At 64.8% G+C, this 24,749-nt stretch carries 22 protein-coding genes; 4 read left to right on the plus strand and 18 right to left on the minus strand.

Annotated features, from left to right (window positions below; translation table 11 throughout):
• Positions 1–250: 250 nt before the first annotated feature.
• The 9 genes from RT513_RS13285 to RT513_RS13325 all read right to left on the minus strand — a co-directional run bounded on the left by RT513_RS13285 (position 251) and on the right by RT513_RS13325 (position 11,636).
• Entirely contained in the window at positions 251–1,288 is a 1,038-nt protein-coding gene (locus tag RT513_RS13285) for a toprim domain-containing protein (RefSeq protein WP_290691153.1), read from the minus strand.
• Entirely contained in the window at positions 1,289–5,635 is a 4,347-nt protein-coding gene (locus tag RT513_RS13290; RefSeq protein WP_290691156.1) for a bifunctional class I SAM-dependent methyltransferase/DEAD/DEAH box helicase, read from the minus strand. It abuts the gene before it with no gap.
• 158 nt (positions 5,636–5,793) lie between these two features.
• Positions 5,794–6,438, minus strand: coding sequence for an antitoxin of toxin-antitoxin stability system (locus RT513_RS13295; protein ID WP_290691159.1), 645 nt, complete (start codon positions 6,436–6,438; stop codon positions 5,794–5,796).
• Complete coding sequence (locus tag RT513_RS13300; protein ID WP_290691162.1) at positions 6,431–6,847, minus strand: hypothetical protein; 417 nt, start codon at positions 6,845–6,847, stop codon at positions 6,431–6,433. Before RT513_RS13300 ends, RT513_RS13295 begins: the two co-directional genes overlap by 8 nt.
• A 74-nt stretch (positions 6,848–6,921) precedes the next feature.
• Positions 6,922–7,116, minus strand: coding sequence for a hypothetical protein (locus RT513_RS13305; protein WP_290691165.1), 195 nt, complete (start codon positions 7,114–7,116; stop codon positions 6,922–6,924).
• Positions 7,117–7,125: 9 nt separating this feature from the next.
• Positions 7,126–7,527, minus strand: coding sequence for a hypothetical protein (locus RT513_RS13310; protein WP_290691168.1), 402 nt, complete (start codon positions 7,525–7,527; stop codon positions 7,126–7,128).
• A 72-nt stretch (positions 7,528–7,599) separates the two neighbouring features.
• Positions 7,600–8,157 carry a hypothetical protein gene (locus RT513_RS13315; protein ID WP_290691171.1) on the minus strand — a complete coding sequence of 186 codons (558 nt, stop codon included), beginning with the start codon at positions 8,155–8,157 and terminating at the stop codon, positions 7,600–7,602.
• A 195-nt stretch (positions 8,158–8,352) separates the two neighbouring features.
• Complete coding sequence (locus RT513_RS13320; RefSeq protein WP_010398879.1) at positions 8,353–8,517, minus strand: hypothetical protein; 165 nt, start codon at positions 8,515–8,517, stop codon at positions 8,353–8,355.
• Positions 8,518–9,488: 971 nt separating this feature from the next.
• Complete coding sequence (locus RT513_RS13325) at positions 9,489–11,636, minus strand: ParB N-terminal domain-containing protein (protein ID WP_290691175.1); 2,148 nt, start codon at positions 11,634–11,636, stop codon at positions 9,489–9,491.
• 508 nt (positions 11,637–12,144) lie between these two features.
• On the opposite strand from RT513_RS13325, the gene RT513_RS13330 reads away from it, so the two are divergent.
• Positions 12,145–12,300, plus strand: coding sequence for a hypothetical protein (locus tag RT513_RS13330; RefSeq protein WP_313534110.1), 156 nt, complete (start codon positions 12,145–12,147; stop codon positions 12,298–12,300).
• Between the two features lie 115 nt (positions 12,301–12,415).
• On the opposite strand, the gene RT513_RS13335 is transcribed toward RT513_RS13330, so the two are convergent.
• The 8 genes from RT513_RS13335 to glmU all read right to left on the minus strand — a co-directional run bounded on the left by RT513_RS13335 (position 12,416) and on the right by glmU (position 21,906).
• Entirely contained in the window at positions 12,416–13,363 is a 948-nt protein-coding gene (locus RT513_RS13335) for a hypothetical protein (RefSeq protein ID WP_290691182.1), read from the minus strand.
• A complete protein-coding gene (locus RT513_RS13340; RefSeq protein WP_010398869.1) occupies positions 13,363–14,316 on the minus strand; it encodes an ArdC family protein in 954 nt (317 codons plus the stop codon). The genes RT513_RS13335 and RT513_RS13340 overlap by 1 nt, the downstream gene beginning before the upstream one ends.
• 273 nt (positions 14,317–14,589) lie before the next feature.
• Positions 14,590–15,501 (minus strand): hypothetical protein, encoded by a 912-nt coding sequence (locus RT513_RS13345; protein WP_290691188.1) that lies wholly within the window; start codon positions 15,499–15,501, stop codon positions 14,590–14,592.
• A gap of 62 nt (positions 15,502–15,563) precedes the next feature.
• Entirely contained in the window at positions 15,564–16,139 is a 576-nt protein-coding gene (locus tag RT513_RS13350) for a PIN domain-containing protein (RefSeq protein WP_290691191.1), read from the minus strand.
• Positions 16,129–16,575, minus strand: a complete 447-nt coding sequence (locus RT513_RS13355) for a DNA-binding protein (protein ID WP_137388792.1) — start codon at positions 16,573–16,575, stop codon at positions 16,129–16,131. Before RT513_RS13355 ends, RT513_RS13350 begins: the two co-directional genes overlap by 11 nt.
• A 76-nt stretch (positions 16,576–16,651) precedes the next feature.
• Entirely contained in the window at positions 16,652–17,998 is a 1,347-nt protein-coding gene (locus tag RT513_RS13360; RefSeq protein WP_290691200.1) for a tyrosine-type recombinase/integrase, read from the minus strand.
• 739 nt (positions 17,999–18,737) lie between these two features.
• Positions 18,738–20,555: a glutamine--fructose-6-phosphate transaminase (isomerizing) gene (glmS, locus tag RT513_RS13365; protein ID WP_290691203.1), complete on the minus strand. Its 1,818-nt coding sequence runs from the start codon at positions 20,553–20,555 to the stop codon at positions 18,738–18,740.
• Between the two features lies 1 nt (position 20,556).
• The gene (glmU, locus tag RT513_RS13370; RefSeq protein ID WP_290691205.1) at positions 20,557–21,906 is read right to left on the minus strand and encodes a bifunctional UDP-N-acetylglucosamine diphosphorylase/glucosamine-1-phosphate N-acetyltransferase GlmU; all 1,350 of its coding nucleotides are present in this window, start codon (positions 21,904–21,906) and stop codon (positions 20,557–20,559) included.
• 105 nt (positions 21,907–22,011) lie between these two features.
• Between glmU and RT513_RS13375 the strand changes: the two genes are divergently transcribed.
• On the plus strand, positions 22,012–22,680 hold the full coding sequence (locus RT513_RS13375) for an HAD-IA family hydrolase (RefSeq protein WP_290691208.1): 669 nt from the start codon (positions 22,012–22,014) through the stop codon (positions 22,678–22,680).
• A 98-nt stretch (positions 22,681–22,778) separates the two neighbouring features.
• Positions 22,779–22,970: a general stress protein gene (locus RT513_RS13380; protein WP_035713935.1), complete on the plus strand. Its 192-nt coding sequence runs from the start codon at positions 22,779–22,781 to the stop codon at positions 22,968–22,970.
• 69 nt (positions 22,971–23,039) lie between these two features.
• Here the strand turns inward: RT513_RS13380 and RT513_RS13385 are convergent, their stop codons facing one another.
• Positions 23,040–23,483 carry a CreA family protein gene (locus RT513_RS13385; RefSeq protein ID WP_088214797.1) on the minus strand — a complete coding sequence of 148 codons (444 nt, stop codon included), beginning with the start codon at positions 23,481–23,483 and terminating at the stop codon, positions 23,040–23,042.
• A gap of 98 nt (positions 23,484–23,581) precedes the next feature.
• Between RT513_RS13385 and RT513_RS13390 the strand changes: the two genes are divergently transcribed.
• Complete coding sequence (locus tag RT513_RS13390) at positions 23,582–24,745, plus strand: isovaleryl-CoA dehydrogenase (RefSeq protein WP_290691211.1); 1,164 nt, start codon at positions 23,582–23,584, stop codon at positions 24,743–24,745.
• The last annotated feature ends 4 nt before the right edge of the window (positions 24,746–24,749 follow it).

Consider the following 24,749-nt stretch of genomic DNA (forward strand, 5'->3'; position numbering starts at 1 on the left):
GACACGCATTGAGGAAAGACTTGACGAAGGGGGTGTCCACATATGCTTCGCGATGCAAAGGCGGGGCTTGCCCCGCCGGCGGAAAATAGCCGAAAGCGCAGCGCCATTGCCCGGCTGGCCCGTTTGTGAGCCGATCGCCCTCTCAGAAGGCCGTGGGCGCCCTCTCCGACGCGGGAAAGGTGTTACCGATGATGAGTGGAGACGGCAGGCGGAGCCATTCAGAGCTTCGCCCCATCCCCTGCCGATCCTCTCACCCCTCCATGAACCGGCTGACGTCCACGGGATGAAGCTGATCCTTCAGGGCCGCCCGGAGGGCATCGACGCCGCGCCAGCGCAGATCCTCGTTGAAGTCCTCGCGCACCGGCGACATCGCAACCGCCTCGATCCCGACGCTCGCAGCTCGGGCGATCAGGCTGTCTTTCGCGCCGTCCCCAGCCGGATCACGATCGCGAAGGACATAGAGCCTGCGCAGCGTCGCCGGGAACAGGATGGCGGCGAGGTGTGCGGCCGAGAGCGCCGCCAGCATCGGCATGTGCGGCAGAACCTGGCGGGGCGACAGCACGGTCTCGATGCCCTCTCCGGCTACCAGCACATCGCCGGCAACGCCAAAGCGGACGCCGTGTCCGAGAAGGTCGCCCATCGCCCGCCTCGGCGTTTCGACAGGCGCCTTGCCCGAGCCGTCCGGGGCGAGCCAGGTGCGGTGCGCGCCGGTCTGTCGCCCGTCAAGGTCGGTGACGGACGCGATCATCGCCGGCCAGATCTCCGTGGGCGAATGCTCGTCGGGCCGGTAATAGCACCGGGGATGGTAGCGCAGTGCGGTGGCGCCGATTAGCGACGTGATTGCCCGCCCGCTGAGGTAGGTCGCCGCGAGCGTGCCAGGGATCGGCTGCGACATGGCGAAGAGCCGCCGCGACGCTTCCGGCGAACCGACGGCAATGCCCGATGTCCTGCCGGTCGGTGTCCCTGTCTGTTCTGGCGCGGGATGCGGGAGACTGAGGAAACGGCGCGCTTCCTCGGCCACATCCTTGAAATCGACGAGGCCAAGCGCCTCGCGGATGATGTCGAGCAGATCGCCATGGTCGCCGGTGGCGGCGTCGGTCCATTTCCCGGCCGGACCTTTGGGGGTGTCCCTGAGCCGGACATAGAGGGAGCGGCCGGGGCTGTTCTGCGCGTCCCCGACCTGCCAGTAATTGCCTGCCCTCCGACCGGAGGACAGGTATTCGCGGCAGACCGCCTCTGCCTCGCGGCCGAGACGATGCGCCAGTTCCGAGGCGTGACGCGAAGCCATTTATGCGGCCTCCCGTTCGCCGATGCGTTCGACCGGCCAGCGGTCGAAGAGCTTGCCGATGATTACCGGCCCCTGGGCGTCCACCGGCACGAAGAAGCGCAGCTTCCACGAGATGATCTCGTGATAGAGGCCATAGGCCGTGAGGCGCTGGCGCATCGTGTCGGTGAAGCCGGTGAGTTCGATGCGCAGCGCGCCCATGACGCGGACCCGGCGAAGCTGAAGGCCCTCGGCGAGATCGAGGATCGTCTTTCCATCCATAAGGGCGGTGAAGGCTTCCTCTGGCGTGATCGACGCGACGCCGGTCGCGGTCGCGTGGGCAACCCAGGCAGGCGAAACGCGGCGGCCGATGATCCGCTCGCCAGCATCGGTCTGGAGCCGATAGACGCGGGTGGATTCGTTCGGCAACCGCGTCCAGATAGGCAACAGGAGACCTGTCACCATATGCAGGGTGCTGTCGGAATACTCCGGCACCTCGGCAATCTCGGCATTCCAGGCAGAGGCGAAGGCGTCCCGGTCGGCTTCGACCCAATGGGTCTCGGGCATGGTCTTGATCGGGATGTTGTGTGCTTCCATCGGCCGGATCAGCCGGATACGGCGCTCGATCTCGCCATCGTCCAGCATGACGCTGGTGGTCGGAACCTGCACGGCGGCGCGGCCCGACCGCTCGTTGACCAACAGGACCGCGCGCGGATCGTCCAGGTTGCCTATGGCCTCCGCCAGCGTGACCGGATGGTTGCGCTTGCGCTCGGTGATGGTCAGCAGGCGGGTCTGGGCGCCGGTGCGCGGGTGCGTATAGATCGTCTGGCGGTCGGTGACGACAAAGCTCTCCGCTCGCAGCGTCTCCAGCCCGGCGTCATAGGTGCCCGACGCAATGGCGCCCTCGATGCGCGCCGTCAGAAGTTGCTCGAAGGCGGTGAACAGCACGCCCTGAAGCTCAATCGTCAAGGCCAGCAGCCGGTTCAGGAAGGTCGTGATGGCTGGGAGGTCATCCTTGATGCCGTTGGAGTCCATCAGTTTCAAGCCGGTGGCGCTCTCAAAGCGGTCGAGCGAGCATCCCTCGACCTTGCCGCGGACCAGCAGCAGGTAGAGCTGGCGCAGCGCGTCGCGGGCATAATGCGATTCCAGATTGTCCTCGGGCCGAAACAGGCCCTGACCGCCGGTCTGGCGCTGGCCGCGCGTGATCGCGCCCAGGGTGTCGAGACGGCGGGCGATGGTCGAGAGGAAGCGCTTTTCGGCTTTGACGTTCGTGGTGATCGGCCGGAACAGGGGTGCTTGCTTCTGGTTGGTCCGGTGCGTTCGGCCAAGCCCCTGGATCGCAGTATCGGCCTTCCATCCGGCTTCGAGCAGGTAATGGACGCGCAGCCGCGTGTTCCGTGCCGACAGTTCGGCATGATAGCTGCGGCCGGTGCCGCCGGCGTCGGAGAACACCAGAACCTGCTTGCCGTCGTCCATGAACGCTTGGGCTTCGGCCAGGTTGGCCGAAGCTGCGCGGTTCTCGACGACAAGGCGATCAACAGTGACGCCCTTGCCAGCCTTGCGGATGATGCGCCGCGACCGGCCCGTCACTTCAGCCACGGTATCGGTGCCGAAATGCTGGATGAGCTGGTCCAGCGCACCGGGGACCGGCGGCAGGCTGGCGAGCTTTGCGATCAGCTCGTCGCGGCGGGCGACCGCTTCGCGGCTTTCGACGGGCTGGCCGTCGCGCATGACGGGCCGCGACGACATATTGCCCTCCGAGTCGGTGAACGGCTCGTAGAGCTGCACCGGGAAGGAATGGGCAAGGTAGTCCAGGACATATTCCCTCGGGGTGATGTCCACGCGGACGTCGTTCCATTCCTCGGTCGGCAGCTCGGCCAGCCGGCGTTCCATAAGCGCCTCGCCGGTCGAGACGATCTGGATCACGGCCGAATGGCCCGCCTCCAGATCGGATGCGATGGAGCGGAGCAGCGTCGGGGTTTTCATGCTGGTCAGGAGGTGGCCAAAAAACCGCTGCTTGGCCGACTCGAAGGCCGAGCGCGCGGCGGATTTCGCCTGCCGATTCAGGGTGCCGGTGCTGCCAGTGATATTGGCCGCTTCCATCGCCGCATCCAGATTGTTGTGAATGATGGCGAAGGCCCCGGCATAGGCATCGTAGATGCGGGTCTGTTCCGGGGTCAGTTCATGCTCGACCAGCTCGTATTCGACGCCGGCGAAGGACAGCGACCGGGCGGTGTAGAGGCCGAGGGCGCGCATGTCGCGGGCCAGAACCTCCATCGCCGCGACGCCGCCGCCCTCGATCGCCTCGACGAATTCGGCCCGCGTGGCGAACGGGAAATCTTCGCCGCCCCAAAGGCCAAGCCGCTGGGCATAGGCGAGGTTGTGGACCGTAGTGGCGCCGGTCGCGGAGACATAGACGATGCGGGCATCCGGCAGGGCGTGCTGGAGGCGAAGCCCGGCTCGGCCCTGCTGACTGGCGGCGACATCGCCCCGTTCTCCCTTGCCGCCTGCGGCGTTCTGCATCGAATGCGCCTCGTCGAAGATGATCACTCCATCGAAATCCTCGCCCAACCATTCGACGATCTGCTTGACGCGGGAAACCCTATCGCCGCGGTCGTCGGAGCGTAGCGTGGCATAGGTCGTGAAAAGGATGCCTTCGGGCAGCGTCACGGGCTTGCCCTGCGGGAAGCGCGACAGCGGCGTAACCAGGAGGCGCTCCATGCCGAGCGCAGACCAGTCGCGTTGTGCGTCTTCCAGCAATTTGTCGGATTTGGAGATCCAGACGGCCTTCCGGCGGCCCTGCATCCAGTTGTCGAGGATGATGGCAGCGGATTCCCGACCCTTGCCGACGCCGGTGCCGTCACCGACGAAGAAGCCTTGCCGGAAGCGGACGGCGTTCTTGGCGTCCTCGGCCGCCGCGCTGACCACATCGCAGGTCTCGTCGACGGTCCAGGCCCCGGCGAGATGGTCGGCATGGGCCTGACCGGCATAGATGACGGTCTCAAGTTGCGCGTCGGACAGAAGACCGAGAATGGTCTTCGGCAGATGCGGCCGGTAGTTGGGCTTCGGCGGGGCGACGCTCGCCATCGCCGCCGACTGGACGAGCTGGGTTGGATGAGGCTGGGCGCCGGGAATACGGATGACCTGAAGCGCGTATTCCTCATAGATGGCGTCGGTGATGTGGCCGCCCTCGGCCGGCTGCCAATCGATGATCTCATAGTCGAGCGGTGCGGCTTCCGGTTCGGTCTGCGGCGCCGGGCGGGCGGCTTTCGCGGTGGCGGCGATATAGCCGCGCACGGTGCGAGGCGCAGGCGCTGCGGCAACCGGAACAACGACTGAAGGATCGACAGGCTGCCGCGCGGGCAGGCTCGCGCCGATCCAGGCCATCAGGGTGGCGGCATCCGGTGCGGCGCCGGGAGAGGATGGGAAGACTGCCGGATCGTCGGCGGGCAGCTTGTCGATGACGGTGATCCGGGTATCGATCGTCGTGCCATGCTTGGCATAGACAGAACCATCGACTGCAGCAGAGAAGACCACGCGACCGCGCTCCTGCAGCCGGACGAAGGCCGGGGTCCAGGCAGGATTATCGGGGGCGAAGCTCGAGCCGGTGATCGTCACCAGCCGCCCGCCGGGCGCAAGGCGCGCAAGCGCCGAAGCGACGTGGCGGAAGGCGGCATCGGCGACGCGGCCCTGGACATTCGCCAGCGCCGAGAACGGCGGGTTCATCAGCACCACGGACGGGACCAGGGCAGGATCGAGGTGATCGTCGATCTGCGCCGCGTCGAAACGCGTGACGGACAAGGCGGGAAAGAGGGAGGAAAGTAGACCGGCGCGCATCTCGGCCAGCTCGTTGAGGACGAGGGCGCCGCCGGCGATCTCGGCCAGGATGGCGAGCAGTCCGGTCCCGGCCGAGGGTTCCAGAACCCGGTCGGCGGGCGTGATGGCGGCGGCGGTCGCCGCTGCCAGCCCCAGTGGGATCGGGGTGGAGAATTGCTGTAAGGTCTGCGCCTCCTCCGAGCGGCGTGTATGGGTCGGCAGCAGCCCGGCGATCCGCGTCAGCAGCGGCAGGCTATCGGCTGGCGAACCGGCTTTACGGAAAAGCGCCTTTCCGTACTTGCGCAGGAACAGGACGATCGCGGCCTCGCAGGCGTCATAGGCGGTTTTCCAGTCCCAGGCGCCAGCGGTATCGGACGCGCCGAAGGCGGTTTCCATCGCGCTGCGAAGCGTGGCGGCGTCGATGCGCTGGCCGCGCTCGAGGTGGGGCAGAAGAAGAGCTGCCGCCGAAAAGACGGACGTGGCAGCATGGCTGTCGGGGACAAGCGGAAGCGGCCCGGCGACCGATGCCGCCGCAGATGCGGAAATCATGTTCATGGAGGAGACCTCGGGAGAGCAGGACAGGATCGAGCCGCGCAGCGCTCTCTCTCGACCGCACAGGCTCAAACCCGTCCCGGCCTCCTCTGACTCTCGAAAGGTGGGCCGTGGCTGGCATGCAAAAAGCGCCCTGCCGAATGGCAGGACGCTTGCCGGGTTCAGCCGAAGCGACGGCCCGTTGCCGTGAACGTGTATTCGTTGGCCGCGATGACCTCATCGACGGCCTCGTCCGTGGTGAGATATTCGTGTTCACGTTCGAGCTGCCGATAGAGCCAACGGGCCAGGTCGCGCAGCGCCTCGGCCACGGCGTCTTCCGCATCGGCCGTCATATCCTGATAGGTTGGACTGTCGCGCTCGACCGAGATCGTCATGCAGTATTCGTGGTAGTAGTGACCGCGATGGCTCGCCTCGGCGCGAAGCTGGTAGAAATTACGCCGCTGGACCGCCTGAAGTGCATCGGCGATGCGGTGCAGTTCGGCGTCTTGCGGCGCGTGTTCCCTGATCCGGCGCGGGGCGTTTTTCCGGTAGGAATAGAAGGTCTCGAAGCAGGCGCCGTCGCCCTGGCTCCAGAACCCCCGAAACCAGATGCAGGGCTTCTGCCGGGAGCCGACGCCGTTGAGCCGCATGCTGCGGGTTTTCAGCCGAAGGCCGAGGATTTCCGCGATCTGTTGGAAATCCTCGTAAACGGCATCATACCAGTCGTAGTCGAAGCCGCCTTCGCGATACCAATCGCGGGCCTTCTCCTTGGCGGCCTCAGCAAGCTCGTCGAGCTGGTAGACCGTGGTTTCGATGACCTTACTCATCTGAGCCGCCTCCATCGAGAACCTGGGCGAGCCAGCCATCCGTGTAGGTCCATGCCACCGTCTCGCCGGTGGCGAGGTCGAGGACATGAGCGCCGCCGCCGAAACCGTCGAGGCGCGGCCGCGAGCAGGTGTTGGCGTATTGGAAGCCCCAGAGACCACTGAGGCGGAACTCGGTCGCGCAGATCTTCACGAACTGAAGCAGACGCTCGGGATCGCCTGTCTGGTCATCGCGCATCCAGAGCCGGGCACCCCCGTGCTCCGGCTGGATCGACAGGAGAAACCCCTCAGACGGCGGTTCGTCGGAAGCGCCTTCCTCGGAAAGCTTGTTGTAGAGGTCGAGCGCTCGGGCGGCATTATCGGGCGTGCCGACGTCAAGCAGGCACGAGAAATGGGTAAAGTAGTCGGCCATGTCAGGCTCCTGAAACGAGAAAGCCCGGCGCGATGGCCGGGCGAGGTTCAAGGGATGGACGCGGTGCGGAAGCGTCAGAGGCGGAACTGCGCCACAAGCCGCTGGGCATCGGCATGGTGGCGCAGCATGTCGCGATAGAACCGCTTTCGTGCGCCCCGCAGTGCGGGATCGCGCCGGGCCGATAAAGCCAGCTTGCAGCGCGCGGCGCGGATTACGGCGCGCTCGCTGTCCCAGACCAGGATGTCGAGGCGCAGGTAGGTCGCATACATCGCCACCACCTAGACGTTGATGCGTTCGCACAGAGCGTCGATACGAGTCGGATCGAGGCCGGTATGCGCGCCGTCATTGGTGACGATGTTTTCGAGCGCAGGTTCGAGATCGTCGCGCCCAAGGGCGAGCTGGAGGAGGCGCAGCCCCGCCAGCAAGGCGTCGCGCTCCTGGGCGGTGACGCCGATGGTCAGGAAGGCCTCTACGGCTTCACCGTCTTCGAGGAGGCGAACGCCGCTATGCTCGTCGATCTCGTAATCGTCGAACTCCTGCACATAGCCGGTGGGGAGCCATGCGCCTTCGTAATGAACGCTCCGGACGAGACTTCGCGCCTCTTCGGGCGTGTCGGCCTCTAGGACGGTTTCGTAATAGACGAAGGCGTCGTGGCCTTTGCTGACTACGAATTTCGGCATGGGAAAACTCCATAGGTGAGAACCCGGCGAAGCGAAGCGCCGGGTCGGATGGGTGGAAATCGGGGGATGGGATCAGGCGGCCTGTGGCAGCCGGAGCAGATCGGCGGCGGCCTCGCGCCAGAAGGGGTCGACCAGGCGTGCTTCGAGCAGGCCGGCCTGGTGGCGATGATTGCGGGCCGCACGCTGCTCGCCCCGGCCGGAGGCGGCGAAAGCCAGTCCGCGCAGGCGGCTGGCTTCGGTCACGATCCGGCGGGCCTCGCCGTCGCTGGCGACGGGCTGTTGCCAGAGAATGATCCCGGCGCGGATTTCGCCGGCCAGAACCAGATTCTGATCGTTGTCCTGGATGACGGCGAAGCGTGGATGAAAGCGCAGCGTCTTATCTTGTCCCACGCCAATGCCGCCGCGCCTGACCGAAACGGCCGCGAAGCTGGTGGCGTTCTCCAGCGACGGGCGGTCGCCGAGAAAGACGCTGCGGTCGAAGCTGTCGGCCTCGTCGGTGCCGACATAGCGGGCCGTGCCGATGCAGGTGATGCGCAGCGGCAGCTTCGCGGCAAGGCGCAGCCGGGGCAGGATCTGATGCGCGAGGATGTCGCCGATCGGGGTGAAGGTGGTTTGAGGTGCAAGGGCCATCGCAGGATGCTCCAGGACGGGCGCCGGGAGCTCTCTCTCCGGCAACCAACCCGTCACGGAAAACCCGTCCGCACTCTCACTCTCCCTTGCCGGGGCATGAGCCGGTGCCGCTGCCGGCGATGAGCGGTAGCGCAGCGCTGAAGGCCCGGACGCGATCTTGCGCTCCGAGCCGTCGGGGTGAGGCGCTGTCGCGCCTCAGCCGAAGGGATCAAGTTCCAGCCTGACCATTTCTTCGTCGCCATCGAATTCGTTGGCGGGCATGGCGCCGTGAGTGCCGTCCCCGGCCTGGAAGACGATGATCGAAACCATCAGCGTGGTGGCTAGGCTTGCGGCAAAAGCGGTGGCATCTGCATAGGACATGGTTCCGGCTCCTGTCTTGGGAGGCGGGGGACCATCCCCCGCGCGACAGGCGCCCGAAGTGTCTGACCGGCTCTGCAATCACCCTCGGGCGTTCGGACCTTTTCCGAATCCCCGAGGGCGGCACGCGCGCGTAAGCCGACCCCTTGCGGGTTGATTGATAAGGAGACGGATCGGACCAAGGTTTGCGAATGGAAGCGGGATGGTGTCCGGCATCAGACAGCAGCCGGATCATCAATCTAAAGGGATGCCATCGCCTCGCACTTCCCGCCTAATGGTAAAGCGAAGATGTTTGAGGGTCTGAGCTGTCCGGGCACGAGCTTGGCCCGCTATGGCGTTGCATGGCGCCGAGGTCCACCGGTCGAATTGATGAGAATACTATGAGCGGCCGGTTGCGTCAGGATGGAATTCATACGCGCTCGAAGCTTTGATGCGGCCTCTTGTTGAGGTGAAGCCATGAGCAGAAATGCACTTTTGCGGGCAACGATGAAGACGAACGAGAGCAGCCGATCATCCTGGCGTATGGCGATGACGGCTATCGGAGCGGCCTTCGGGATTTGGACGAAGCCCGACACACCGAACCAACAAGGCGATCGACGCTCATGATGAGTGGCTATTTGATGGGTAAGTCCGCCAATATCGGTGGCGAGCGACGGCGTTATACGGTCATTGAGAAGCCCGATGGGTGGTGCGTAAGCCTGAACGGGATGACAACAGGGGCGTTTCCGAACCGGGCCGCGGCTGCAACGGTGGCGAGGAGCCTCCAGCACCAAGCCGATAACCTCAATCACATCTATGAGCGGAAATCCCACTGAGAGGGGAACCGGCTACCGCCATTTGACGGCCGGCTGGTAGATAAATGTCGGAGGTGGGAGTTCCCCGAAAATGAAAAAAGGCCCGACGACGGATCGCCGGGCCTTGAAGCTGAAAATGAAGACGGCGGGGCGGCTTCGACCGCCCGCCGGGGTTTGGCGTCATTCCGCGGCGATCATCGCTGGCGCCTCGGCTTCCGGGTCTTCGGCGGTTTCCTCGTCCTCGTCCTCACCGGCAAGGAAGGCTGGGAGCGCCGTCTCGGCCTCGCCTTCCGAGGTATCGGACGTGGTCCGCTCGTCATGGTCGATCAGGCGCAGCGGCTCCGGTAGCCAGCCACTGTCGGCCAGCAAGCGTTCGGCCTCCTTGGCCATGTCGCCCTTCTTCAAGTGGTCGATGAGCTGGGCCGCGCGTTCGCCCGCGCCTTCGCGGACGGCCGCAAGAATGCGGGGCTTGGTCACGCGGCCGAGATAGTTCTCGACCGTGGGTCGGAAGCCGACGTCCACCATGTCGAGGCCGGTGGCGCGGGCCAGTCGATCGGCCTCTGCCATACGCCGGTCGAGGCCCGACTGCGACACGCCGCTGCCGCTGTAGGGATTGGGCCGTTCATAGAGGGCGTTGATCCCATAGCTGACGCAATGCGCGAGCAGCGCCATGCGGCTGGCGTCGTCGAGCACGGCGAGCCAGTCCCACAGCGCATCCTCATCGGCTGGTAGGTCAGCCTTCCAGTCCTCATGCCGCTGGATGACGGACTTGGCATAGGCCGTCTCGGCGAGATCCTTGCCCTGTTCGCGGAAGAAGACGTGATTGACGGACGCCTGCAGGCTGGCGCCGGAGGTGGCCGTCCGCTGGAAGGTGTCGCGCACGAGCTTGTGCAGCAAGGCGGTAAACGCGACCTGGGGATTGGCGCCCACGGCATCGCGGAGCGCCAGGGTGCGGTGCGCAGTCAGCTCGGTAACGAGCCGTTCGGGCAGCGGCTTGATGACGTCTTCCTCGTCGTCATCCTCCGGTTCGGCCGACTGGCCGCCGATGGTGATGACGGCGCGCTGAACGGTGCCGGATGCCGCGACTTCGGTACCGGTGGCTTCGGCCTCGCCGTCGGGGTCCTCGACGCCGACCGGCGTCTCGTCCTCCGGGCGCACATAGCCGCGATCGACGACGGGCTCGCCATTGCGGTCGACGCTGATGAAGACGCCGCCACGCGCGATGTCGGCCGGATCGTAGATGACCGGGCGCTTCTCGAAGGCTTCGAGCGCCGTCTCGATCTCGCCGAGACGCTGGTCGATCTCGTCCGGCAGCTCATCGGCTTCCGAGTATTCAGCCTCGATCTGTTCGTATTCCTCACGCAGGGCTTCTCGGGCCGCGCGCTCGTCATCGTTCAGATCGACGAGGGTGAAGTCGAGCGCCCGCAGCCCCTGATCGTAGCCATAGGGCAGATCGGTATCGACGGTGATCCACTTCCAGCCCTCGGCGGCGATTTCCTCGGCGAGGGTCTTGAGCTTCTCCGCGACCAGGCGGTCGAGAAGCGCGGGGTCCTGAAGCCAGCCGCCTCCATCGGTCTGGAAGAGATCGCGCAGCACGCTGCCGCCCGCCTGCTCATAGGTTTCGATGCCGATGAACAGGGCGCGCTTGTCGGTGGCCGGCACCGTGGTTTCAGTGAGCAACTGGCGGATATACCAGGGCTGGCGATTGTGGGAGGTCTGGACCGTCTCCCAGACCTGCTCCTGGCGGGCATGGTCGGGATTGACGGTGAAGGCCATCAGCTCTTCGAGCTTCATGCCGTCCTCGGCATAGATGTCGAGGAGCGTGGGCGAGACAGAGGCCAGACGCAGGCGCTGCTTCACCACCTGCGCGGTCGTGAAGAAGGCCGCAGCGATCTCCTCCTCGCTCATGCCCTTGCGGCGCATGTCATAGAAGGCCCGGAACTGATCGAGAGGATGCAGCGGCACGCGCTGGGTGTTTTCGGCGAGGCTGTCGTCCTCGGCGAGAATCGACGTGGAGGGATCACGCACGACGCAGGGCACAGGCGCGGTCCTGGCGAGTCGCTTCTGCTTCACGAGGATGGCGAGCGCCTGATAGCGGCGACCGCCGGCGGGAACTTCATACATGTCGGTCTCATCGCCCCTGGCGTCGAGGACCGGGCGGACATTGAGGCTCTGGAGGAGCGTGCCTCGGCGGGCGATGTCCTCGGCCAGTTCCTCGACCGAGACGCCGGCCTTGACGCGTCGGACATTCGATTGGCTGAGCACGAGCTTGTTGAAGGGGATGTCGCGGGAAGGCGACAGGATGATTTTCTGGGCGGCAGTAGCCATCGTGGTAGTCTCCGCGACGGGCGCCGAGAGCCTCTCTCTCGACCCGAACCCGTCACGAAAATCCCCACCTCCCTCTCACTCTGCTGGTCGGACCCTGTCGTCTGGCCAGGGGCGAGAATGGAACGGCGATGTTCAGGACTGTCTTCCTGTGCCATAGGGATTGCATCGCCTGCGGCTTGAACACCGCATCGATCGCATCAAGCGTTTGAACACTGGGTCACCGACTATGTCGGGCGGCCCACGGAATAGAATACCCATCGGCGTCGGGCTTGCCCGGCGTGGGAAATACGTGGGGCGCGGTTCCCAGTGTTCACGCGTGTTCAACCGTCCCGGCGCCAGTCGGGGCGGCGGGGAATTGTCTATGGACGCTATGATTTCTGGCTGGAGAAATCCGCCCTGGGCGGACTTGGCGCGTGTTCTGCGCCGATGGCTGGGGGCGTCGCCAGCCCGCCATGTCCGCTTTTCCGAGGCGGACCGGGCCGTCATTACCGCACAAGGCAAGGCACTGATGCTGTTGGCGACAATGCTTCACGCACGGGGCGTGATGGATATGGAGGAGTTCGCCGGCACGCTCGCCGTGTTCAGCGTGGTTGTCACTGAGGACAACGCGGCCGAAGGCGATATTCTCGCTGTCTGGGCAGGGTTGATGAAGGACGGCCGGTAGGCTGAGCGTCGTGGCGCAAGGCTGCAAGCTGACGAACCGGAAACGCGGAAAACCGCAGAACCGGACACCTGGAAAGCCGGAGAAGCGGCTTTGCGCATCTGCGGATTTCAGGAAATCAGACGCCGCACATGCCCTCGCACTCGTTCGGCCAGAGATCGAGCTGGCCGTGGTCGGCGGTCGTCGATAGATCGGCTTGGTCCAGCGGCACGGCGGAGCGGTGCAGATAGACTTCGGCGCGGATGCCGCGGAAACCGGTGCGGATGGCGGCATCGACCGACACGGCGTCCGTCCAGGCTTCGGGATCATGATCGCGCATCTGTCGCCAGTGATTGTCGGAATGAAACGGACACCCGATGCAGGCACTTTTGGGCGGCAGCGGATAATCATGCCGTTCCAGCCAGCGCAGGCAATCCTGGCGAGTAAGGCCCCGCTCGATCAGGGGCCAGCGGTTGACCTGCCAGCTCTCGAAAGAGGGCTTCATGCGAAGCGCCTCGTCGAGCGAAATCCCGATCCATTGCTCGGCGACCGGCGACGTGGGCGAGCGCCGCCCGGCGATGCCAAGCAGCTCGCGCACTTTCCGCCTGATCGGCACGATCTTGTAGTCTCCGGTGCATTGGCGGCGGATCATGCCGATGCTGGCCCGCTCGGTAGCCACGATGCGGGAGCCGACAACGACGAGATCGCCGTTTTCATCCTCGTCATAGACGGGAAGCTCGCTCCCGGCCGGGGTCACGGTGCGGGTGAAGGCTGGAATGGAGGCCCAGCGCTCGCCCTGTGCGCCGGCGATGAGGTCGGCGCGCAGATCCCCGCCCGAGACGATATGGACGGGAAACGGCAGGACATTGGGCGATCGCAGCCAGGCGAGATGGTCATAGACGGCCTGCGGCTCCCACCCGGTATCGGCGAAGATGGCGCAATCGGGCATGGGGCCGACTTCGCCATGCGCCGCCATCAGCGCCAGCGTGGTGGACTGGACGCCGGCGCCCAGGCTGAGGACGCGCAGGCGGATGTCGACCGACTGCGCGGGGTCGGGGACGAAACCCGGAAAGGCGAGCGCGTTCATCACGCCGCCTCCCGCTCGTCGTCGTTCTGGTCGATGCTGCCGGCATCCGGCAGGAAGCTGAGAAGCCAGTCGGCCGCCTTGCTGGCTTGGGAGGCGGCTCGGACGATGGCGCGATTGTCCTCGCGCAGGACGTCGAGCCAGGAGCCGATATAGTCGGCATGGCGGACGGTCGGAGCGATGCCGAGCGAGGCGCAGCAGAAGGCCGCGTTGATCTCAGCGATCAGCTCCTCGAAGGCGTATTTCTTGGTGCCGAAGGAGCCGGAGAAATCACGGCCGAGGCGCAAGGGATGGCCCGTCGCGTGTCCGAGCTCATGCAGCGCCGTACGGTGCCAGTTGATCGGCTCGAAATACGCCTGCGGCGGCGGAACGACGACATAGTCATGCGCCGGGACATAGAAGGCGCGGTCTCCGCCTATGCGGAAGTCGATGCCGGTCGCCCGGATCAGGGCCTCGACGCGCGGCTCGATCAGGCCCGGTTCGGGCGGCGGTGCGACGACGGCGATTTCTTCAGGCAGGCCGTCGCATTGAGCGGCGTTGAAGACCGTGAAGCGCTTCAGGAACGGAATCGCCTGAGCGTCCTCGCCGGCCTCGCGGGCGCGGCGCTTTTCGTCCTCGGGGGTGAAACGATCGGCATAGACGACGGTGGTGCCGCGCTCGCCCTTCCTGACATTGCCGCCGAGGGAAAGCGCCTGGCGGAAGGTGAGCCAGCTCTGGCCGGGGAAACCATGCTCGATGACGGCGCCCCAAAGGATGAGGACGTTTATCCCCGAATAGCGCCGGCCTGTGGCGGCGTTCTGCGGCATGGCGAGCGGCGCCTTGACCGCGGCCGAGCCCCAGGGCTGAACCCAAGGGAAGCGGCCGGCCTCCAGTTCGCCGATGATCTTGTTTGTGATATCGTCGTAAAGGCTCGCCCGATCCGAGCCGGGGCGCGCGCTGCGATCCTGTCTGGACATCGCGGTTCTCCGCGACGGGCGCCGGAGACCTCTTCTCCAGCCCTCAACCCGTCACGGCAAACCCGGTCCGCACTCTCACTCTAAAGCGGGCGTTGCGGGGTCTCCCCGCAGAAGGGGGTGCGCCGGCAACGAAGTGCCGGCCAGGGGGAAGGCTTTCCCCCGCCAAAAATGCAGACAGTCGTGGAAACGATGGTTGCGAGCCCTGCCGGGCAAACCGATCAACCTTCCTGATGCCGTGAGGCTGTTGGAGGCGACCGCGCCGCCATACTGCCGTCAGCCGTCGTACTGCGCGAAATTGAGATCATAGAGGAGGCTGTCGATGGTGATGCCCGTCTTTTCGCAGAACTCCAGCATCTCTATCCAGGGATTGCCGCAGGGATCGCGGTCCCACAGCCGCACGATATATTGCTGGTAGCCATGCCCTTCGGTGATATCGCCAAGCAGGTGATGCTCCAGCAAAGTCATATGCTGACGCAGCCTGGTTTTTCCAAGGTTGAACGCGCCGACCACGTCTTCGGCCGGCAGGTCATCGACGTCCCGACGTCTCATGCGTTCGGCCAGCTTGATGGCGAATGCCCGCTCTTCGAGGGGAAGCTCCTTCAGCCTGTCGATGAAGGTGGTCAGCCCGGCGACTTCCTCGTCGAGATTCATCGAGTCGGTGACATCGAAGACCTCTCCGAACCGCTTCAGCGTTTCCGGATAGGTGGGCAGCCTGGCCTGGGTCGTGTCCGTGATCTGCGCGATGAGCTGTAGCTCCGCCCGTTTGAAACGATCTTCGTGATCGGCCTTGTATTTGCGCAGCACCTCGACCGTGTAGGTCGTCACATTGGGCTGATGGTCGATGATGTCATGGTGCTTGCCGCAAACCAGAAGCAGGTTTTCAAATGCGCGGCGGTCTTCGTTGCTCATGTCAACGTCAAAGCGCGGCCCGCCTTTCTCGGCGGCGCAGATATGGGCGACCTTGCCCAGCATGGCGCCGCTTGCGTCGACAAGCTGCTCCTGACAATCGGGGACGGCACACTGGTTTCCGCTATAGGCGAAGAGCTTCTTTACGGTGGAGGGCGTCGGATCAATTCTTTCGACCGTTTTCTTGGCCATGTTCGCGGAAACATCCCTCTGAAATGAACAACACTTATATTCTATGGCGATGCTGTTGCCTGCCCGCCTGGTGAGCGCAAGGGGCACTGAGGAACAGCCTCGCATCGTAAATCCGCAGAACCGGGTTTCAGCAAACGCGGAAAGCAGCCCTACAGGTCGCTGACGTGGTTCTCGATCTGCGCCGCGAGCTTGACCAACCTCTGGTCGCGCAGGATGCCGACGAAATCGGCGGCCGAGACGCGCGTCCGGCTGAGATTGCTGCGCGCATTCGCCAGCGAGGCGAGCAGCATATCCGGGGCCTGTTCGTAGAGACCGACGAGAAAGGCGTCCGGCGATTGCCGCGCCAGACCATGCTTCCTCAACTCGGCGACGGGGAAGTCACGCAGGTTCCAGGTGACGATCATCGACGCGCCAGCCTCGATCGCCGCCGCCGCGACGTGGCGGTCATCGGGATCGGGCAGGCTCACGGTGTGGATATGCCGTTCGTAGCCGGTGACGGTCGCCTCCGGCACGGCGACCTTCATGAGCTGCTTCGTCGCTTGCAGGTGCTCGGGCGGAAGACCCGGCGTATTGGCCAGTAGGTTGCGTATCCACTCGTCATGGATCGCCTCCGTCCAGTGCGCATCGACAAGACCGTCGACCGCCGCCTGCACGACGACATTCCTCAGATGGAAGGGGTAGAGGATGCAGGCATCGTAGATGGCGACGGCGGACTTAAACGCCATAGCGAAGATGGAGATCCTCGGCGTCAGCGGCGAGGTCCTGCATGGCCTTGCGCCGCACGTCGAGCTTGGCCTTCAGCGTCAGCACGTCCTTGAGCGAGGCGCGGCGGTGTTTGCCGATATAACGGAAGGGCAGATCGCCCCGGTCCATGCGCAGCACGACGAGCGGACGCGAGATGCCGAGGATTTCGGACGCCTCGGTGGGGCTCAGCTCCTGATCCTCGGAAAGAACCGCCACGCGCTCGCCGCTGAGCAGGTGCGTGATCAGGGCCTCGACGGCGCTCGCCGCCGCGGGCGGCAGGGTCAGGGTCTCATCGTGACCGTCGCGGCGCCGGACGCGCAGCTCGACGCGGTCGCCCTCCGCCAGCTTGGGCAGAGGCGAGACCTTCTTGCGGTCGCGGTCCGAGAGACCGGCGAATTTGACGACTTGGCTGGCCATGATGGGTTCTCCTGACCAGCCAATATAGTCGTTGCGGGCTCCAACTGCAATAACTGAAACCCCCTGATGGTGTCGGTTACGCCGCAAGAGGCAGCTCCTCCTGCTCGTTGACGGCCGCCGATTGGAGGAAACGCGCCAGCGCCGCCTTCCGGGAATCCCGGTCGAGGGCATAGGCGGTCTGCTTAAAGGCGACGCCGTCGAGAAGGCCCTTGATGTAGCCGGAGATGGTGTCTGCGGCCATGATGAGCGCAGTGTCGAGGCTATGGATGTATTTGCTCGTCACTGACCCCTTGGAGTGGCCGACCAGCGCCGCGATTGTGACCTCAGTGAAGCCGAGATCGTTGCCGATGCTGGCGAAGCTGTGGCGCAGGACGTGCGGCGTGACATCGGCTAGCGGCGTGTCCTTGAATATCTGCTCCCAGTGGTTCGGGAAGCTGCCGAAGGCGTTGTCCTCGCCCTGGCCGGGGAAGACATAGGTGCCGGTCAGGTCCTTGCAGCGTTCCTCGAGATATTCGACGACGGGAAGCCCGATGGGGCGGACGGAAGCGCCTTCCTTGCTGTCGACGAGGCGCAGGCAACTGCCCGCCGCGTCCACCTCGGTCCGCATGAGCCGGATCATCTCGGTGCGGCGGCAGCCTGTCATGGCGATCTGGCGGATGATGTCGACGGTCATCGCGTATTTCTCGGTCTCGGCCGCGTTTCGCAGAATGTCGCCCAGGATGTGATACTCCGCCTCCGTCAGACGGCGGTTGCGCACATTGTCCTTCGGCTTCTTCAAGCCGTGGGCGGGATTGCGGTCGATGATGCCGGCCTCGACGGCATAGGTGAGGATGCCGCCGAGCAGGCCGACAGTGCGGGTCGCCGTGCCCGCGCCGCCGCGCACGATGGCCTTGCCGCGCAGCTTCTTCGTCTTGACAGAGACTCGCGTCTTGCCGGCCATGATGTCCTTGAGGACTTTGTTGATGTCGGCCTTGACGAGATCCTTCACCCGCCGCGTGCCGATCAGCGGGATGATGTGCCGCTCAATGCGGCCGGCGTCGGTGACGATGGTCGACGGCTTCTTGGGGCGACCGCCCTTGCCGAGGATCAGTCCCGCATTCAGGTCGGCGACATAGAGGGCGCATAGCTCCTTGACGGTGATGGCCTGATGGTCGAGCTGGCGTTCCTCGGACGGGTTCTCGCCCTTGGCGACGCGACCAAGCTGAACCTTAGCCTCCTGCCGGGCGGTCTCTGCCGTCCAGATACCATGCAGGCCGATGGTGAAGCGTCGCGTCCGGCCGGCCGCGCGATACTGGATGAGGTAGCTACGCTTGCCCGAGGCGAAAACGCGAAGGCCGAAGCCGGGCAGCTCGTCGTCCCAGATGAAGTAGTCCTTTTCACGGACGTCGGCGGCGTCCACTATGCGCTTGGTCAGTTTTGCCATGTGGCTTCTCCTCTGCTGGAGAGGGGCTGTTTCCGCGGAAGCACCACGGAAGCAGCCGGATGAAGATCGGAGCGAAATTTTGGATAGACATTTCGGCGTAGAAAACCCATAGTCCAGTGGTTTCAATGGGTTATCGTAGCCTAGCGTGCTCTATCGTGCATTTCGGATAGGCAGCCTAAATTGCTCCGAAGGCAGAGGTCACAGGTTCGAATCCTGTCGGGTGCGCCAATAACTTCCTGAGATCGTTACTGTTTCGGATTAGGCTTGGCCTTGGCCCCGGCTTCGTTTCGTGGGCCAGCCCATGAAGCCTTCTTTTCCATGGCCCGAACGGCGCTGCCTTGGTGGTCGGGGTGGTGGTGACCATGGACCGATTCGAGTGTCTGCAGGCTGACCCCGAAATACCCCGCGACATCCCACTTGTCGGCTCCAGCCTGCATAGCCCATGTGATGGCGCAGGGTGTGGAGTGTCACGTCCGAGAGATCGAGTGTCACGCCTTTCTTGGCTGCAATCTCGGCCAGTCTGATGAAGTCACGCGCCGGACGGTCAACCACGGTTTGCAGTCGCGGCGGAGGGCGGCCCCTTGTGCGAACAAGCGGGCCAGCTTCGTCTCGTCCAAGTCTGACTGCTCCGTGATATGGCTCACTCTTTGAGAACAGGTTACCACAGCGGATTGTCTGAACTTTATTCGTGTGTCCGAACTTTATTTTACGCCGACAAGAAATACCGCGAAAGGGCCGCCTACTCCACCGTCACGGATTTCGCCAGGTTACGGGGCTGATCGACGTCGGTGCCCTTCGCGACGGCGGTGTGGTAGGCGATGAGTTGCGCCGGTACTGCGTAGAGGATCGGGGCGAAGGGCGCAGGCACTTCGGGCATGTGTATCGTAGCGGCGACGCCGGGCCCTGCTTCGTGAATGCCCTGATGGTCGGAGATGAGCAACACCTTGCCCTTGCGCGCCATCACTTCCTGCATGTTGGAGACGGTCTTGTCGAAAAGCGCGTCTCGCGGGGCCATCACGATCACCGGCATGGTTTCGTCGATCAGGGCGATGGGCCCATGCTTCAACTCGCCTGCTGCATAACCTTCGGCATGTATGTAGCTGATCTCCTTTAGTTTCAACGCGCCTTCGAGGGCAAGGGGGAACATGGGCCCACGCCCGATGAAGAGCGCGTCCTTGGCTTCGGAGAGCTGACGGGCGAGGCGCTCGATCTGATCGGATTGGCCGATGGCGGTGTTGAGCAGGCCGGGCAGGCTGCGGAGTGCCGCGATATGGCCGCGCAGTTCCTCAGGGGAGATGCGGCCCCGATCCACCCCCGCCCGCAGCGCGAGCAGCGCGAGGATCAGAAGCTGACAGGTGAACGCCTTGGTCGAGGCCACGCCGATCTCGACCCCGGCGAGGATCGGCAGCGCGCCATCCGCTTCCCGCGCGATGGTGGAGGTGGCGACGTTCACGATACCCACCGTCTGCGCGACCTGACCCTGCGCATGGCGGAGCGCCGCGAGGGTATCGGCGGTCTCCCCCGACTGGCTGACGAAGAACGCCAGCGATCTGGGCGACAGCACCGGCTCGCGATAACGGAACTCCGAGGCGAAGTCGGTATCCACCGGCAGGCCCGCGAGTTGCTCGAACCAGTATTTCGCCACCTGACAGGCGATATAGGCGGTGCCGCAGGCAGACATCGCCACCCGGTCCGCGCTGGCGAAATCAATCTCGATGGGCAGCACGATTTCCCCATCGGCATTGATGTAGTGGGAGAGCGCGTCGCCCAGCACCACCGGCTGTTCGGCGATCTCCTTGGCCATGAAGTGCTTGTAGCCGGCCTTTTCGATCCGCGCGGCATCCATGCGGATCGTCTCCATCTTGCGGTTCGCGCGCCGCCCCGCCGCATCATAGATGACGGCACCGGAGCGGCGGATCACGGCCCGGTCGCCTTCCTCCAGATAGGTGATCCGGTCGGTCATGGGGGCGAGGGCGATGGCGTCGGACCCCACGAACATCTCGCCGTCGCCATGCCCGATGGCGAGGGGCGAGCCCTTGCGCGCGACGATCATCAGATCCTCCTCGCCGTCGAACAGGAACCCCAGCGCAAAGGCGCCCTCCAGCCGCGCCACCGTTGCGGCGGTGGCGGCGTCGGCATCCATGCCGGTCTCCATATAACTGCGGGTGAGGGCGGCCACGATCTCCGTATCCGTGTCGGAATCGAAGCTGTACCCCCGTTCCTCCAGTTCGGCCTTCAGCGCGCGAAAGTTCTCGATGATGCCGTTATGCACGACCGCGACCCCGCCCGAGACATGCGGATGCGCGTTGCGGACGGAGGGCGCGCCATGGGTGGCCCAGCGGGTGTGACCGATGCCGGACTTGCCCGCCAGCGGCTCATGCACCAGCAGGTCCGACAGATGGACGAGCTTGCCCGTCGCCCGCCGCCGGTCAAGATGGCCGTGGTTGATCGTGGCGATACCCGCGCTGTCATAGCCGCGATATTCGAGCCGCCGCAGCGCTTCCACCAGCATGGGGGCGACTTCGTGATGGCCCAGAACGCCGACGATACCACACATGTCACTTGCCTCCCTTGGCGCGCTTTGCTGCGCGGAGCCGATCAAAGAACCGCAGGGCGAAGCCGGGCTTCACCTCCTGCTTGGCGCGGGCGACGCCGAGAGCGCCTGCCGGAACATCCGCCGTGATGACGGAGCCGGTCGCGGTCATCGCATCGTCGCCGATCCGCACGGGGGCGACCAGCATGGTGTCCGATCCGATGAACACACGCGCTCCGATCTCCGTCCGGTGCTTGTTCACGCCGTCGTAGTTGCAGGTGATGGTGCCCGCGCCGATGTTCGTCTCCTCACCCACGCTCGCATCGCCGATATAGGTGAGGTGGTTGACCTTGGCGCCCTGCGCGATGGTGGCGTTCTTGATCTCGACGAAGTTGCCGACATGGACCCCTTCCGCCAGTTCCGCACCGGGGCGGAGCCGGGCGAAAGGCCCGACCGTCGCGCCTTCCGAGACGTGGCATCCCTCCAGATGCGAAAAACCCCGGATACGCGCGCCGGATTCCACCGTGACGCCCGGCGCGAAGATCACGTTCGGCTCCACCACGGTGTCACGGCCAATGGCGGTGTCCCAGGAGAAATGCACCGTTGCGGGATCGAGCAGCGTCACGCCGTTCTCCGCCGCCTCCCCGCGGGCGCGGGCCTGAAAGGCGGCCTCCGCCGTGGCGAGCTGGGCGCGGGTGTTCACGCCCATCGTCTCCACTTCCGCACAGGTGACGGCGGTGGCGGACAGCCCCTGCGCCCGCCCGAGCGCCACGATATCGGTCAGGTAGTATTCGCCCGCCGCATTTTCGTTGCCGACCTCGGAGACGAGCCGCAACAGCGTGGCCGCATCGGCACAGAGCACCCCGCTGTTGCACAGCCCGATCCGGCGTTCGCTCTCCGTCGCATCCTTGTATTCAACGATGCGGAGCAGGGTGTCGCCCTCCATCACCAGACGGCCATAACGTCCGGGATCCGCCGCCTCGAAGCCCAGCACGACGATATCGTGCTGCTTCCGTGCGGCGAGCATCTCCTCAAGCGTCTCGGCGCGGATGAAGGGCGTATCGCCGTAGAGCACGATGGCGTTGCCGGCGAAGCCCTCCAGCATCGGCGCGGCCTGCAGCACGGCATGGGCGGTGCCGAGCTGTTCGGCCTGCTCCACGGTGCGGACATGCTCGTCAAACTCCTCCACGACGCCGGCAACCGCAGCTCCGCCATGGCCTGTCACGACCACGCTGCGCTCCGGCTCCAGCGGAGCGGCGGAGAGCAGCGCATGGACCACAAGCGGCGCGCCCCCCACTTCGTGCAGAACCTTGGGCAGGTCCGAATTCATTCGCGTTCCCTGACCTGCTGCCAGAACGATGAGTGCCGTCGCCATACGTCTGATCTTCCCTTCCTGTCGCGCCCGTTTTACCGAGAGCCTCGCCTGCCGCAAGAGCGCGGGCCATCACATGAATTTACGGGACGTTTCAAGGAGCGATGGATGCGGACGGTGATCTTCGATCTGGATGGAACGCTGGCGGACACATCCGCCGACCTGATCGCTGCCGCCAACGCCTGTTTCCAGGCGCGGGGGGAGGGGTCGCCGCTTGATCCCGTCGCGGATACCGGAACGGCTTTCGCAGGGGGGCGCGCCATGCTCCGGCTCGGCCTCTCGCGGCTGGGGCGGGAATGGAGCGAGGCGGATGTGGATGCCGATTTCCCCCTGCTGCTCAGGGCCTATGGTGAGGATATCGACCGCCACACCCGCCTCTATCCCGGTGCGGTAGAGGCGGTGGAGGCGCTCCGCCGGAGGGGGGACAGGGTGGGCATCTGCACCAACAAGCCCGAGGGGCTGGCGGAGACGCTTCTTGTCCGGCTCGGCGTGCGGGAACTGTTCCAGTCGCTGATCGGCGCCGACACGCTTGCCAGCCGCAAACCCGACCCGGAACCTTACCGGCAGTCCGTCCTCCGCGCGGGGGGGGAGGTCGGCCGCTCGCTTCTTGTAGGGGATACGGTGACGGACCGGAACACCGCGCGGGCGGCGGGCGTGCCTGTGGTGCTGGTCACGTTCGGTCCCGAAGGCCCCGGTATCGCCCGGCTGGAGCCGGATGCCCTGCTCGATGACTATGCCGCACTGCCGGAGTTGTTGGAGCGCCTTCTGCCGCTGTGATCTCTTTTTCGCGACCGCTTCGGCGATCAGGAACATCGCCGCTCGCCCGCTGTTGTTATCCTGCCAGCCAGACTGGCGAGGAGTTGGAGGAACTCACAATGGCAACCAATCAACATGGCTCGTCCGACAAGGACAAGAAGAGCGGCCAGATGAAGCAGGATATGGATCACAACAAGGGTGGTCAGCAAGGCGGCTCCAAGTCGTCCAACCCCGGGAACTTCGCCAATGATCGCGAACGCGCGTCAGAAGCGGGCCGGAAGGGCGGCGAATCCTCGCACGGGAAAAGCTGATCCAAGGGTTGCAAGAAAGGCCGGCCGGGCATATCCGGCCGGCGTTTTCATGTGCGCTGCAGCGGTATTTCAGTCGAGCGGTACGGTGGAGATCGCCATCTTGGCGGACCCCTCCACCACCTGATCGCCATGCGAGACATAGATCAGCGTGCGATGCGCCTCATCATATATCCGGCGCACCTTCAGCGATTTGAAGATGATCGACCGCCGCTCGCTGAAGACTTCCTCTCCCTTTGGTCCCTTTTCGATGTCTCCCAGCGTCACCGGCCCCACTTTGCCGCAGGAGATGGCGGAGTTCGACGGATCCTCGAACCAGTTGCCCTGACGCAGACGGTCGATCGTTGACCGGCTGAAGTAGGCGACATGGCAGGTCACGCCCTGCACCTTCGGGTCGTCGAACGCCTCCACCACCACATCATTCCCCATCCAGTCCACCCCTATGCGGCCGACCTCTTCGGCAAAGGCGGCGGTGGCCGCGAACAACATCGAAAGGGCAATAACGATACGGCGCATGGGGGTCTCCATTTCGGCCCGATCATTTGCGCGATTGACCGGGTGCGAGGCCAGCGATATTTATTGAACACACGTTCAATTCCGGGGAGGGAATCGGGATGTTCATGGCGTCGATGCGCTTCGATCTGGGCGAGGATATCGAAACGCTGCGCGAGGCGGTCCATCGCTGGGCGCAGGAGCGGCTGAAGCCCATGGCGGCAGAGATCGACCGCACGAACGAATTTCCCGCGCCGCTGTGGAAGGAACTGGGCGACCTTGGCGTGCTGGGCGTCACCGTGTCCGAGGAATATGGCGGGGCGGGGATGGGATACCTTGCCCATGTCATCGCGGTGGAGGAGATCGCGCGGGCATCGGCCAGTGTCTCGCTTTCCTATGGCGCCCATTCCAATCTCTGCGTGAACCAGATCAAGCTGAACGGCACGGAGGAGCAAAGGGCCAGATACCTGCCGAAGCTCGTCTCCGGTGATCATGTCGGCGCGCTCGCCATGTCGGAGGCGGGAGCCGGGTCCGACGTGGTGTCGATGAAACTGCGCGCCGAGAAGCGGAACGGCTATTACGTGCTGAACGGTACGAAATACTGGATCACGAACGGGCCGGATGCCGATACGCTGGTCGTCTATGCCAAGACCGACCCGGAGGCCGGATCCCGCGGCATGACGGCCTTCATCGTCGAAAAGACCATGATCGGCTTCTCCACCTCCCGGCATTTCGACAAGCTGGGGATGCGCGGTTCCAACACCGCGGAACTGGTGTTCGAGAACGTGGAGGTGCCTTTCGAGAACGTTCTGGGCGGGGAAGGCAAGGGCGTCCGGGTGCTGATGTCGGGTCTGGACTACGAACGGGTGGTGCTGTCGGGTATCGGCACGGGGATCATGGCCGCCTGTCTGGACGAGGTGATGCCCTATATGCATGAACGCCGCCAGTTCGGGCAGGAGATCGGGAGCTTCCAGCTCATGCAGGGCAAGATCGCCGACATGTACACCGCGATGAACACTGCCCGCGCCTATGTCTATGAGGTGGCGAAAGCCTGCGACCGGGGTGAGGTGACACGGCAGGACGCCGCCGCCTGCGTGCTCTACGCCTCCGAGCAGGCGCAGGTGCAGGCGCATCAGGCGGTGCAGGCCTTCGGCGGCGCGGGATTTCTGAACGACAGCGTGGTGAGCCGCCTGTTCCGTGATGCGAAGCTCATGGAGATCGGGGCGGGCACCAGCGAAATCCGCCGTATGCTGATCGGGCGGGAACTGATGTCGGTCACGGCCTGAGGAG

This window comes from Haematobacter sp., from assembly GCF_032102465.1.
Lineage (GTDB): Bacteria > Pseudomonadota > Alphaproteobacteria > Rhodobacterales > Rhodobacteraceae > Haematobacter.